Source organism: Candidatus Thiosymbion oneisti, assembly GCF_004359955.1.
GTDB lineage: Bacteria > Pseudomonadota > Gammaproteobacteria > Chromatiales > Chromatiaceae > Thiosymbion > Thiosymbion oneisti.
In genome coordinates this window covers 18,208-31,120 of the sequence record NZ_SMSC01000006.1, presented here as the reverse complement: position 1 = coordinate 31,120, position 12,913 = coordinate 18,208, and the positions used below count along the sequence as shown (strand labels likewise).

The 12,913-nt window shown below is 58.8% G+C and carries 14 protein-coding genes; 6 read left to right on the top strand and 8 right to left on the bottom strand.

From position 1 onward, the window contains the following. Positions 1 to 10: 10 nt before the first annotated feature. The 3 genes from xerC to dapF are packed head-to-tail and all read right to left on the bottom strand — an operon-like array spanning position 11 to position 2,443. On the bottom strand, positions 11 to 934 hold the full coding sequence (gene xerC, locus E1958_RS04555; RefSeq protein WP_133510816.1) for a tyrosine recombinase XerC: 924 nt from the start codon (positions 932 to 934) through the stop codon (positions 11 to 13). Next, positions 927 to 1,616 (bottom strand): DUF484 family protein, encoded by a 690-nt coding sequence (locus tag E1958_RS04550; RefSeq protein WP_133510815.1) that lies wholly within the window; start codon positions 1,614 to 1,616, stop codon positions 927 to 929. The genes xerC and E1958_RS04550 overlap by 8 nt, the downstream gene beginning before the upstream one ends. Then, positions 1,613 to 2,443: a diaminopimelate epimerase gene (gene dapF / locus E1958_RS04545; protein ID WP_133510814.1), complete on the bottom strand. Its 831-nt coding sequence runs from the start codon at positions 2,441 to 2,443 to the stop codon at positions 1,613 to 1,615. The genes E1958_RS04550 and dapF overlap by 4 nt, the downstream gene beginning before the upstream one ends. Positions 2,444 to 2,619: 176 nt before the next feature. Between dapF and rpsT the strand changes: the two genes are divergently transcribed. From rpsT to gspD, 6 genes are all read left to right on the top strand, one after another. After that, positions 2,620 to 2,883, top strand: coding sequence for a 30S ribosomal protein S20 (gene rpsT, locus E1958_RS04540; protein WP_133510813.1), 264 nt, complete (start codon positions 2,620 to 2,622; stop codon positions 2,881 to 2,883). A gap of 360 nt (positions 2,884 to 3,243) precedes the next feature. Further along, positions 3,244 to 4,251 carry a porphobilinogen synthase gene (gene hemB / locus E1958_RS04535; protein WP_133510812.1) on the top strand — a complete coding sequence of 336 codons (1,008 nt, stop codon included), beginning with the start codon at positions 3,244 to 3,246 and terminating at the stop codon, positions 4,249 to 4,251. Positions 4,252 to 4,848: 597 nt separating this feature from the next. After that, positions 4,849 to 6,015: a PilN domain-containing protein gene (locus E1958_RS04530; RefSeq protein ID WP_133510811.1), complete on the top strand. Its 1,167-nt coding sequence runs from the start codon at positions 4,849 to 4,851 to the stop codon at positions 6,013 to 6,015. Continuing rightward, entirely contained in the window at positions 6,012 to 6,596 is a 585-nt protein-coding gene (gene gspM / locus E1958_RS04525) for a type II secretion system protein GspM (RefSeq protein ID WP_089730120.1), read from the top strand. Before E1958_RS04530 ends, gspM begins: the two co-directional genes overlap by 4 nt. Beyond that, positions 6,593 to 7,246: a type II secretion system protein N gene (locus tag E1958_RS04520; protein ID WP_165741882.1), complete on the top strand. Its 654-nt coding sequence runs from the start codon at positions 6,593 to 6,595 to the stop codon at positions 7,244 to 7,246. Before gspM ends, E1958_RS04520 begins: the two co-directional genes overlap by 4 nt. Positions 7,247 to 7,293: 47 nt before the next feature. Continuing rightward, a complete protein-coding gene (gene gspD, locus E1958_RS04515) occupies positions 7,294 to 9,468 on the top strand; it encodes a type II secretion system secretin GspD (protein WP_133510809.1) in 2,175 nt (724 codons plus the stop codon). 233 nt (positions 9,469 to 9,701) lie between these two features. Here the strand turns inward: gspD and E1958_RS04510 are convergent, their stop codons facing one another. The 5 genes from E1958_RS04510 to E1958_RS04490 form a co-directional block, all read right to left on the bottom strand. After that, entirely contained in the window at positions 9,702 to 10,319 is a 618-nt protein-coding gene (locus E1958_RS04510; protein ID WP_133510808.1) for a hypothetical protein, read from the bottom strand. A gap of 183 nt (positions 10,320 to 10,502) precedes the next feature. Beyond that, positions 10,503 to 10,739: a toxin-antitoxin system HicB family antitoxin gene (locus E1958_RS04505; protein WP_133510807.1), complete on the bottom strand. Its 237-nt coding sequence runs from the start codon at positions 10,737 to 10,739 to the stop codon at positions 10,503 to 10,505. After that, positions 10,727 to 11,155: a putative toxin-antitoxin system toxin component, PIN family gene (locus tag E1958_RS04500; RefSeq protein WP_207787751.1), complete on the bottom strand. Its 429-nt coding sequence runs from the start codon at positions 11,153 to 11,155 to the stop codon at positions 10,727 to 10,729. The genes E1958_RS04505 and E1958_RS04500 overlap by 13 nt, the downstream gene beginning before the upstream one ends. Before the next feature lie 460 nt (positions 11,156 to 11,615). Next, positions 11,616 to 12,311 carry an Hsp20/alpha crystallin family protein gene (locus tag E1958_RS04495; RefSeq protein ID WP_133510806.1) on the bottom strand — a complete coding sequence of 232 codons (696 nt, stop codon included), beginning with the start codon at positions 12,309 to 12,311 and terminating at the stop codon, positions 11,616 to 11,618. Positions 12,312 to 12,438: 127 nt separating this feature from the next. Beyond that, positions 12,439 to 12,840: an SCP-2 sterol transfer family protein gene (locus tag E1958_RS04490; protein ID WP_133510805.1), complete on the bottom strand. Its 402-nt coding sequence runs from the start codon at positions 12,838 to 12,840 to the stop codon at positions 12,439 to 12,441. Between the last annotated feature and the right edge of the window lie 73 nt (positions 12,841 to 12,913).

Here is a 12,913-nt window from a genome sequence, read left to right as displayed (position 1 = left end):
TGCTTTTCGATCAGTGGGAATCTTTTTTTCTCGCCCGCGGGTGGGCCTGGTCATAGACCTGGGCCAGGTGTTGGAAATCCAGGTGGGTGTAGATCTGGGTGGTGCCTATATCCGAGTGGCCCAGGAGCTCTTGTACCGCGCGCAGGTCTCCGGAGGACTCTAGCAGGTGGCTTGCGAACGAGTGGCGCAACAGGTGGGGGTGGAGATTGCGCGTGGCCCCCCGCGCCAGGGCCCAGTGCTGCAATCGCTGTTGCACCGTGCGCGGATGGATGCGATTGCCGCGCCGGCTGACGAACAGGGCCTTCTGGTCCGTTGCCGCGTAGTTGCCTCGCACCTTCAGCCAGCGGCCGATGGCCTTGAGGGCCTGGTTTCCCACGGGCACCCGCCTGGTCTTTGCCCCCTTACCTATGACCTCCAGGGTAGCATCGTCCCCATCGATGTCCCCGATATCGATGGCGACCAGCTCTGCCAGCCGTAGCCCGGAAGAGTAGAAGAGCTCGATCATGGCCGTGTCCCGCAGCGTCAAGGGCTCGGCATCCGGTTGGTCGAGCAGGCTACAGAGTTGATCCGCGTCCAGGGTAGTGGGCAGCTTACGGGCCGCCTTGGGGGCACGCACCCCCTGGGCCGGGTTCCGGTCCACTACCCCTTCCCGCAACAGATAGCGATAGAAGCTACGTAGGGCAGCCAGCTCTCTTTGCAGCATCTTTCCGGAGACGCCGCCGCGGTGGCGCCAGGCGACGTAGCTGCGGACCGTCTGTTGGTCGAGCCGCTTCCAGGGGTCTGTCCTTGCGCCCCGGAGCCAATCGCGAAAGCGCGTGAGGTCGCGGCGGTAGCTGCTCAGGGTGTGGTCGGATAGCTGACGCTCGTGGGCCAGGTGTTGTAAGAAGGCTGCGAGCAAGTCTTCAAGCCCAGGCTCAGCGATCGATTCAGCCATCGATTCGGTGCAAGGTGCGTAATTTTTGGCTGACGATTTCTCCCAAACGGTCGAGGAGGTCGGTGCCCATGTCCGTGCCGAAACGCCCGCGATCATGGCTGCCGATGGCCAAGACACCGGAACGGCCGTCCATGCGTATCGGGATGAGGGCGGCCGAGCCGATGGCCCCGCCTTGCTCGCCGAAGAGAATGCCGTTGTGCTCAGGGTCCAGGGGGCCGCATAGGGAGCGCTCCCGGTCGAGGAATTGAATGAAGGCTGCGACCTTCGGGTCCGAATCGGCGGCGTCGGATTCCAGGGGAAACAGCTTTAGGGTCACGGCCTCGGTGTCGAACTGCCGACACAGGGCCTCGCGCAGTACTGCTTCTACCTGCTCCGGGTCTTGAGCGGCGATAAGCCGCAGGGACAGGTCGTGAAGCCGTACGGACAGGGCCTCGAAATTCCGGGCCCGCGCAATCAGCTGGACAAGCCGCCGTCGCTCGGTCCGGAGCTGACCGCGCAATACCCCTACCTGGTGTTCGATCAGGGATACGGCCTGCCCGGCCGCATGGGGCACCCGCAGCCCGGCCACCAGGTCCGGATGGCGCTCGAAGAACTCCGGGTGTGCCGCAAGGTACTCGGCGACCGCATCCTCGGCGATGATCTCCGCAGGACCGCGGTCCTCCTCCACCCGCCGGGTAGTCATGGCTCGAATTCCCCCTCAAAGACGCTCACGGCCGGTCCCGTCATCCAGATGGTCCCGGATTCATCCGGCCACTCTATCACCAATTCTCCGCCCGGCAGGTCCACCCGCACCCGCTCGGCAAGCAGTCCCCAACGGCGTCCCACCGCGACCGCGGCGCAGGCACCCGTGCCGCAGGCCAGGGTCTCACCCACACCTCGTTCATAAACACGCAGTCGGATATTGCCCGCATCCAGGACCTGCATGAACCCGGCATTCACCCGCCGCGGGAAACGCGCATGGCTTTCTATCAGGGCACCGAGCGTCGGGACTGGGGTGGCCGCGAGGTCCTCGACCCGGAGCACCGCATGGGGATTGCCCATGGAGACCGCGCCGATGTCCAGCGTCCCACCCTCGACCTCCAGCGGGTAATGTTCGGCAGCGGCGTCCGCGACAAAGGGGATACGCTCGGGCTCGAACCTGGGCACGCCCATGTCCACCCGCACCAGGCCATCTTCCTTCAGATAGAGCCTAATGTCCCCGGCCGCTGTGCCTACACAGAGCACGCGCTTGGCGGTGAGGCCCTTGTCGGTGACGAAACGGGCCAAGCAGCGGGCGCCGTTGCCGCACTGCTCCACCTCCGAACCGTCGGCGTTGAAGATCCGGTAGTAGAAGTCCATGGCTGGGCTGCGGGGTTGCTCTACCAGCAGGATCTGATCGCAGCCGACGCCGAAGTGCCGGTCCGCCAGCCGGCGGCAAAGCTCGGGTGTCGGCATGACCCTCTGGCGAAGGGCATCGAAGACGACGAAGTCGTTGCCTAATCCGTGCATTTTAGTGAAACGCAAACCCATTTCCTGAAATGAACCTGCAAATCGGCATATAAGAAACTGAAATCGTTTACTCCTTGAAAGAATTTTATACGCACTCACCCTGGGTGGACAAGGCGAAAGGTTGACAATCTGTGACAGCCTCTTAGAGAATATTTAGTTTGCTTGTATAGCATAGAATATCCGAAGGAGCCTTCAGTTTGGCCAATTCATCCCAAGCCCGAAAGCGTGCCCGCCAGGCGGAGCAGCGCCGTCGGCATAACGCGTCTTTTCGCAGTGCGATGCGCACCGCTATAAAGAAGGTCGTCAGGCCCATCCAGGCAGGCGACAAGCAGGCCGCGGCAGATGCCTTCAAGGCGGCCGTTCCGGTCATCGACAGTGCGGTTAGCAAGGGGCTCATCCACCGTAACAAGGCGGCCCGGCACAAGCGGCGGTTCAACGCCGATATCAAGGCCATGCCCTGATGGAAAAGCCGGCTTCCACGCCGGTTTTTCTTTGCTGTGAGGCGGTGGACACCCTGCGTGCAGGCCACGCGGGGGATAATGTGGGCGTAGGTTGCGTTAAGACACCGGTACTGATCGAGCAGACGATCAGCGGGCCTTGGTGCGTCGAACGCAACACGTCAAACCCTGTCCCGACGCAGGAGGGATCTTTTCCCTCCCGACAACACCAAATAATTCAGAATTGGGTAGTGGTAAATCTTTAACTGGCAGAGGGTAGGTTAGACCGCTATGCGGGTCGGCGGACTTGGACTATCAACCACTCTATCAGTTAGAAATTTACCACTATCCAGAATTGCTTTTAACCAGACAGCTTTTGAATCCATGACTGCTGAAAGCACCTTCCCCACCGGTTATCCCCTAACCCGCATGCGTCGCATGCGCCGCGATGACTTCTCCCGCCGGTTGATGCGGGAGACACATTTGACACCGGATGATCTGATCTACCCGGTATTCGTCCTGGAGGGGACCAACCGGCGGGAGCCCGTAGTCTCCATGCCAGGGGTGGAGCGGCTGAGCATCGACCTGCTGGTGGAAGAGGCCCGGGAGCTCCAGACCCTGGGCATCCCGGCCATGGCGCTGTTTCCCGTCACCCCGGCGGCGGCCAAATCCGAGGATGCCCGTGAGGCCTACAATCCCGACGGACTGGCCCAGCGGGCCGTGCGGGCCCTGAAGGAGGCCTTGCCGGACCTGGGTGTGATCACGGACGTGGCTTTGGACCCCTTTACCACCCACGGCCAGGACGGTCTCATCGACGAGACCGGCTATGTCCTGAATGATGAGACGGTGGAGGTACTCATCCGCCAAGCCCTGTCCCACGCCGAGGCTGGGGCGGACGTGGTTGCGCCCTCGGACATGATGGACGGGCGCATCGGCGCCATCCGTGTGGCTCTGGAGGCAGCGGGCAGAATCCACACGCGCATCCTGGCCTATTCGGCCAAGTACGCCTCCGGCTTCTATGGCCCTTTCCGCGCTGCCGTGGGCTCCGCCGCCAGCCTGGGCAGTGGCAACAAATACAGCTACCAGATGGATCCGGCCAACGGCGATGAGGCTATGCGTGAGGTGGCCCTGGATCTGCGCGAAGGGGCCGACATGGTCATGATCAAGCCCGGCATGCCTTATCTGGACCTGGTCCGACGCGTCAAGGACCGCTTCGGGGCCCCGACCTTTGTGTACCAGGTCAGCGGCGAGTACGCCATGCTCAAGGCCGCGAGCCGGAACGGCTGGTTGGAAGAACAGGCCGTCGTCCTCGAGGCCCTGATCTGTATCAAACGTGCCGGGGCGGACGCTATCCTGACTTACTACGCGAAGGATGTTGCCCGCTGGCTTTAGGTCCTGTTGACAGTTAACCCTAACCGACGGTTTCCATATATTAAGAGGCTGTCTGGTTAAAATGGATCCGAGCGTCGGGTTGCGTTACACCGCGTTCGGCGCCGTGCCGGTCCGGGCGCGGTCCTGGGTTATTTGGCGTTGGTTGTGGGAAAAGATCCCTCCTGCGTCGGGACCAGTCCGGCGTGTTGGGTTACGGCGCGTTCAGCCCTGTCACTGGGCTTCGGGATCGAACCGCGCGCCTAACCCAACCTACGCTTAACGCGAGGCCGCGCGGGCCGGCAGCGCGGGGGTAATCCGGGTGTAGGTTGTGTTGAGACGCCGGTACGGACCTGGCCGTCGATCAACGAGCCGTTGGGCGTCGCAACGCAACCCGTCAAACCCTGTCCCGACGCAGGAGGGATCTTTCCCCCCAAACCGCGCCGAATCATTCAGGATTGCTTTTAACCAGACAGCTTCTAAATGGTCGCAACATCCGAGCGGTCCGCACAGCGGACCCTACAGTCAATCAAAGGTTAGTGTAGGGTCCGCTGTGCGGACCTTTCTAAATGTCAACACGACCTAAAACACTACTTCACAGGAGATCCTTCCGTAATCCGAATGGCCATCACTGACGCTTTCCACTCGCTGCGTGCATCGGTCCTCGAGCGGCGTTCATCGCTCGACGGTTTTCTCGAACATGGGCGCGCGCTTCTCCTTTCCTGTCTACCGAACAAGCTGCGGCGTCTTCTGGCGCGTCGGGAACAGCGCCTGATCGTCGTGCCGATGGGCACGCAGGCGCAGGTGTTCGAGTCCCAGGATGGCGAAGAAGTGGCGGTGGGTGAGCTGAAGCTGAATCCGCAGGCTCCCGGCTCCTCGCTGGCGATGCTCGACGCTCCGCAGGGTGAGCCGGAGGTGGGTTTGCAGACCTCCGGTTTCTTGCCGGCAGTACTCGACGCCACGAAAGGTAGGCGTCGCAGGACATTCGTTCGGCTCCTGGAAGGCCGGGTTCTGAGGCGCCGGGTCATGTTCCCCGCCCAGGTACGGGACAATCTGGTGCGGGTCCTGGAGTATGAGATGGATCGCCTTTCGCCGTTTCGGTCCGAGCAGGTCTATTTCGATTTTCGCACCCTGGAAGGCCCGGCGCCGGGCGGCAGGGTAAAGGTCGAGTTGGCCATCTGCCTGCGCGATCAGGTGCAGGATTGGTTGCGGCATTTGCATGACCGGAGGGCGCCGGTGGAGCGGATAAGCTGGGAAGGCGCGTGGCCGCAGGCAAACCTGTTGCCGGTCCGGGAACGCCCTCGGCGCAGCATATGGCCCTTGAGCATGAACACGCTGCTCCTGTTGCTGGTGTTATTGTTGGGCGTGGCGGTTTTGGGGACCCCCATCTGGCAGCTGCAGCGGACCCGGGACGAGCGCATGGAGCAGTTGGCGGACCTCAAGGTGCGGACCGAACAGGTACACGCGGCACGCACCGATCTCGAACGGGGTCGGCAGGGGAGTGTGGCGGTCTTGCAGCGCAAGCGGGAGCTGCCGCGGATGATTGACCTGATGCTAGAGCTCACGGACCGCCTCCCGGACCATACCTGGGTACAGAATCTGGACTACCAGGGTGGGGAGATACAGATTCGCGGTGAGTCGGAACAGGCCACGGCCCTGATCAACCTGCTCGATCAGGCCCCCGGCATCACCGGGGTTAGGTTCCGCTCGCCCGTCGTCCAGGTAAAGAACAGCAATTGGGAACGCTTCCACATTTCCATGCAGTACGGGCGCCCGCAGGACTCATGAGCGAACGCACCGATCACAAGGGGATCTGCGTCCTCGCCTGGCTGGGGGTGTTGGCTATTCCCGTCGGGCTCGTCTTCGCAATCGGTTGGCCTTGGTTGGAGCGAGTGAAGGCATTGGAGCGGGAGATCGCGTCCCTTGACGAACGGATAGTCCGCCATCAGGGGTTGCTGCGGACACTGCCCGGGTTGCAGGCCGAGCTCAAGCAGGTGAGCGACAACAAAGATGTGAAGAATTTTTACTTCGATGCCAAGACCTCAGCGCTGGCCGGTGCCGAGCTGCAGCGTCAGGTGAAGAAGATGGTCACCTCCGCCGGTGGCCAAGTCATGAGCACACAACGCTTGCCGTCCCCTAAGGACGAGCAGCCACCCAGGGTGCGTGTGCGAACCCAGATTCAAGGCATGACCGACGCTCTCCTGGATGTGCTCTACCAGATCGAGCAGGCACGTCCGTTTCTCTTTGTAGAAAAGCTTTCCGTGCGTGCCCCCCCGAGGCAGCGTCGCCCGCAGCGCCGAGGCACCCGGCAGGGACTGCTGACCGTGCGCCTGGATGTCTTCGGATATACCTTGGGGGTGACACCTTGAAGACCTGGGTTGGCCTGCTCGCCCTTGCCTTGGCGCTGGTGCTGGTGTGGCAGTGGCACGACTGGCCCCCTGCGGCACCTGGACTCAGCGGAGCACCACCAGCGTCCCCCACTACTCAGGTGCCCTCACAGACGGCTGAGAATCCGCTCGATCGGTTGTCCCTACTCGAGGACAAAGAGAAGTACGCGCCTATCGCGGAACGGCCCTTGTTCCTGGTAGACCGCCGACCGCCCGCGGAGGCGCCGAATAAAGAGGGTAAGGTGAAACTAGAGCCGCCCTCGAACCTCGCACGCCTCAACCTGAGCACCATCCTGATTACGCCGTCGGAGTCATTCGCCTTGGTTTGGGACCCGGGGCAGAAGGCGTCGGTCCGGCTGCGGCTCGGCGACGAGCTGGAAGGTTGGTCCGTCCGGGAGATCCTCTCGGACCGTGTTCAGTTGGAGCGACAAGGGGAACAGAATACGTTAGTATTGCGTGACTACAAGAACCTGCCCCCCCCAAAGAGAAGACCGACAGCACCCAAACTGGCACAACCACCGCCTCCAACCGCGGATAAAGGCGCGTTGCAGGCGCGCAGCCCGAAAGGCCGACCCGAAAACCGCCCGCCGGGAACCGCTAAGGCGCCCCCCAACCGCCCGCCCGCTCGGTAAGCCCGTAAGCACGCGGCAGGGTAGGATGACCTTTATCATCGCTTTGAATGCTTAAGTCTAGGAGTAGTGGCTTGCGGCGATCGCTGATCTGTGTCCTCGGTGTCCTGCTCGTCATGCTGAGTGCGTGCGAGCGCTCCCATTGGGACCCTACGGTCAAAGTCGGCGACCCCAAAGGGCACATCATCGGCAAGCAGGGCCCGCTCCGCGGGAGGGACACCAGGACCTACCCCGTCGGAGAACGGGGGGTGGATCTGGGGTCCGGCACCACCGCTCCGGCCCCGCAGGATTCCATCGAATCGGGCACCGGGACCTTCGTGCGCAAGATCACGCCGCCCGCGGCGGATACTGCCCCCGGTGACGTCACGCTGAACTTCGACGGCACCGATATCCGGGAGGTGGTCAAGGTCATCCTCGGCGATCTATTGCAGGTGAATTATGTGCTGGACCCGAACGTGCAGGGGGCGGCTTCTCTACAGACCGGGCGTCCCCTGCAACGCAAGCACCTGATTCCCACCCTCGAGACCCTGTTACGGATGAACAATGCCGCCCTCGTCAACCGGGGCGGCACTTACGAGGTCGTACCCCTGACCGCCGTCCAGGGGCGGGTGATCCCGCAGCTGGGCGAGTCCTCCCAGGCGTTGCCGGTGGGCTACAGCGTCCAAGTCGTGCCCCTGCACTACATCGGGGCCGAGGAGATGAGCAGGATCCTCCAGCCCCTGGCCCCGGAGGGCAGCATCATCCGCATCGACAACCTACGCAACCTGCTGGTCCTGGCGGGGACCAGTCCGGAGATCGGCAACCTGTTGGATACCATCCAGGTCTTCGACGTGGACTGGATGTCCGGCCTTTCGGTCGGCTTTTTCACCCTCGACTATGCCACAGCCGGGGATGTGGTCACCCAACTCAACAATCTCCTCGCCGATGAGAGCGGGAATCCCTTCAAGGGACTCTTCCATTTCGTACCCGTGGATAGCGCCAACAGTATTCTGGTGGTCTCGCCCCAGGAGAAGTACCTCAAGCAGGCCCAGAACTGGATCGAACGCCTCGACCTGGCCGAGGCGGCGGGGGGCGGCGAGGAGCGTCTGTTCGTCTACCGGGTCAAGCACGGCGACGCGGAGGAGCTGGCCGACATCCTGACCAAGTTGTTCGCTTCCGACCATAAGGACGGTCGCTCCGTCGGCGGCGTCGCCCCGGGTCTGCGCCGGACCTCCATCGCATCCGATAAGGGTAAGGACGATAAGGGTAAAAAGGGGGAGAGTGGCACCCAACGCCGGGCCAGTCCTAAGCGCACCGTCGCCGGCAACATTGAGCTCTCTTCCAAAGTCAGCATCGTCGCCGACAGCGTCAACAACTCGTTGCTGATCAGATCCAACCCGCGCGACTACAAGAAGATCGTCGACGCCCTCAAGCAGCTCGACCTGGTACCCCTGCAAGTCTTGGTCGAGGCCACCATCCTCGAGATTACCTTGTCCGGAAACCTGAAGTACGGAGTCCAATGGCAGTTTCGCGGAAGCCCGGGAGGCGGCTACAGTTTCGACTTCTCGCTCGATGGCCAGCATGATAACCAAAGCCAGTCGGGCATCGGCCCATCCTTTCCCGGCTTCAACTGGACCACGGTCCTGCGACCGGAAACCATTCGTTCGACCCTGAACGCGCTAGCCGGCGAAGGCTTGGTCAATGTGCTCTCCTCGCCGTCGGTGATGGTCCTGGACAACCAGACCGCCGAGATCCAGGTCGGAAAGGAGGTCCCCGTGGCGACCTCCCAACAGCAGGGCACCTCCCAGACGGATCGGATCATCAACCAGATCCAGTACCGCAGCACGGGCGTTCAGCTTTCGGTCACGCCACGGGTGACACCGGGCGGTCTGGTGCAGATGGAGATCAAGCAGGAAGTCAGCACCGTCGCCCAAACCGACAGCTCGGCCCTCGACTCCCCGACCTTCCAGACCCGCAAGATCACCAGCAACGTGGCGGTGCGCTCGAATCAGGCCGTCGTGCTCGGCGGACTCATCGAGGATAAGCGCGAGGAGAGCAATCAGGGCGTCCCCGGTCTCTACAACCTCCCGATCATCGGTCCCTTGTTCGGCGAACGCTCCAGAAAGGCGGATCGCACCGAGCTCGTGGTGGTGTTGACGCCGCGGGTGATCGCCAGCGATGCGGACCTCAAAGCGATCACCGATGACTTCCGCAGCAGGCTCAAGGGATTGGAGTATCGATTCTGAAGGTTTCGGTTGTCGGGAGCTAGACAGGTGCTCTCAATTACCGATGACATTGAGCGCGCGGATCATCACGGAAAAATTAGCCGCAAATCAACGCAAATGGACGCAAATAAACGTAATTAGAACCGTAGGGCGGGAAAGCGCAGCATCCCGCCTCCATGTTCTTTTTCCACCTTTTCCCTGCGAAAGCAAAAACCATGACGCTTTTGGCGGTCCGCCGGATGCTTTCGTTAGGACTATGCTATTAAAATACCGATCAATATCGAAAAAACTTTCTCCAAATCTCCCGGAATTGTAAAACTGTTAATATCCTTTGTAATATGTTGTTGTTTTCTTTCAAGAACGCCAAATCTCCAAACATCACCTATAGTGATAGCACCATACAATCTATCACTCTCATTACTTTCTTCATACTTGTCTAAAGCTATTAACTCTGCTGATAGCTGATTAAATCCTTTATCTAAGTCGCCTTTTTTTGCTTCAATCACGATCAATTCTCGTTTTAGCCGTATTAAGTAATCTAATGAACCACTTAATCTGCTATCGATTTCTATTGCATATTCCACGTTTATTTTTGATTCCGTATTTCTAGCAATCTCTACTAAAATCGGTGCTATTAAAAAATCTCTCTTAGCAATTTCAGAATTTATAGTGATTTTTGGAAGAATAGTATAAAAAGTATCTTGAAGTTTTCTGATATCATTATGCTCGTAATCATCAGACTGCGGAAGATTCACTACTTCATGAGAAAAAGAATATCCTAATTCTTCAACTATTTCCTCGGTAGGATTGTTCAACTCAAAATAATCGCTGAACGTGTATTTTTTTCCTTCTATTAAGATTGATTTTTTCATTTACAATCTCTGCTATTTGTGATTTCGCCTAACGGCTTGGCTCACTCGAAGCCACGGAAGAGGCGTTGGTGCACCTCGGACCAACGGTTTGGCGCTTAACAGGTAGTATGAGCTCAGGGGAATGCTAGCTCAGTAAGAAGATCAGGTCAAAAAAATGGGTGTCCTTTTGCTTCTCCTTTTGTTTCAGCGTAAATCTTCAGTTGCAGGATCTCGATCAGGAACGTTAGCCAGAATTTGTTCAACTTTGCCGATGTCCGCGCGTTTTGCACGTGCTTGAATGTATTCTTCTGTCAACAATGCGGAAATTTTTTCAGAAACAGCTGAAGAGATTAATTGATTGATCGAAACACCTTCTTGCTTCGCAATTTCACGAATATGACGATGAATTGACTCCGGAAGTCTCAGACTCAATGCTCCCATTTTATTTCCTCCAGTAATTTCTGGGGTGAGATGATGTGAACACAAAATTTTTCTACACCCTTAAAATCAGCGCGATTGAACGTAGTGATGGTGTTGACACCTGATGCAAGAGCCAACTCCAACACATGGTCATCTTTGGGATCGGGCAAAAATGGTCTCCACAAATAATGGATTTTATGAAGTGAACACAACGCACATAAAACATCCAGCAATGCATCAATATCTGAATGCTTAATACCGAGTTTTCGACTATTTCGTTTCAAAACATCCTCATATTCAAATAACAAAGTTACTGACATTACCGGATGAATATCTTTGGACAATACTGCTTTCAAAACCTGATGCGATGCACCGCGGTTCGAATACAACGCTGAATAGAGAATATTTGTGTCAAGTACCGTACGAATTTTTGCCACCTCACTACGTCAGTTGCAGCGCATTAACAGGTAGTGCTTAAGACGCTGTCCAAAAAATCAAGGTGCCTTGGTCTTAACTGCCTGCCGAAGGATTCAGCCGCAAATGAACGCGAATGAACGCAAATGAAGATCACGGCTTAAATTTGCGTCTATTTGCGTTATTTGCGGCAAAAATAAGGGGCTTAAGGAACCTGAAGCGAATCGATGGTTTGGTACGAAACGACCGAAAGTTACAGTTTTCCAACTGAAAACCAATAAAATCAGTGTATTAGTTTCTAGACAGCCTCTAAGGTTTAGATGGAAACATCGCCATCGGCCGCATGTTGGGCATGCACCGCACCGTATCCCCTCTCCATCAATGGTACGAATCGCGCGAATCCACGCGAATACTTGGCTCGTTCCCACGTGGAACATGGGAGCCGGAGAGGCTGGTTTGTGGGGATACTTCAGGCCACTACCTTTATTCTTTTCCTGTCCCTTGACGACCGCGCCGCGGGATGCGGAGGCGAATGCTGTCTGCGCCGTCCTCGCGGCTCATGGCGCTCAGGATAGCGTCCGGGGGTACCGACAACCGCTGGTTCGTAGTGCCGGACGAGTAGCTAAAGCTGCGCATGGATCCGCGCCCATCGTCAAGGCTGTCTTTCCGTGTCTGCTGGGCGGAGTGGGTTCGGCTGAGGAGTAGCCAATGTCCTTGGGTGCGGACCTGGACCGCTTCGGGCCCCATCCCCTCGAGCGCGATGGTGAGCATGTAGGCATCATCCGATGTGGCGCGGGAGATCCGGAATCCCGCCGGCCTTCCGAAGTCCCGTCCGCCGGAGTCGGGGTGTCCCCAAGGAGGATAGAATCGTGACCCGTAACCGGGGTCGGCGGGTGTAGGAGATAAGGCATTCTGGGGGGTATCCCTGTAAGGGGCGGGTGCCTCAGGTCCGTAGTGGGGGGGCCATCCACCGGCATATCCGCTGCTCTGACCGGTCGGTGGCAGAAGACCGGGTCTATAGCTCCCAGCCCCAGTCCCTGGGGGCGGTTCCGGATATCCGTCCCGGTAGCCGGGACCATAAGGGCCATAACCGTAGGATGTCCAGGCCATGACCGAGGGGGCCAGGCCGATACCCAGCGCTGCAATCAGAAGCCAAGTTGGCCGGATGTTTCTCCACATCGAAGCGCACCTCGCTTTTTACAAGACCCCTGAAGGATTCCTCTGCGACAGATAGCCCCGTCACCCCGGAACGGAAAGAACCCGCCAAGTGGCGGGCCGTTTCGCGTTCGATGGACCAAACAGGCTCTTAGGTTCCCACCTTCCCCATCACACTGAAGCTCTTGACGAAGGGACCGGCCATGCGGGGATCCTTTATCATGCTCTTGTAGTCACCGACCTTGAACTTGAGCTTGCCGGTGGTATAGGCCATGCCCAGGCCCCCCATCCCGACCCCCTTTTCGATCCACTTGTCCCAGTTTTCCTTCTCGGCGCGCAAGTCCCAATTCATCTCACCGCCGCTCCAGCCACCGGCGCTTGTGCACTCGCCTTTCTCCACCTTCAGGAAACCGCGAGGATCGTCTTCGTCTTTGAAGCCGTAGCAGATGACGGAGTCGAAGCCGATGTCGGCGAGCTTGTCCTTGATTTCGGACTCGGCGTTCCAGGCGTCCTTGAATTTCTTCATCCACTCATCGGAAAAAAGTTCAGCCATTGTCGTTGGTCCTCCAAGAGATCTTCTAGGATGGCCGCCGCTCAAGGCGAGGCGCAGCGGCGAGTAGGCGATT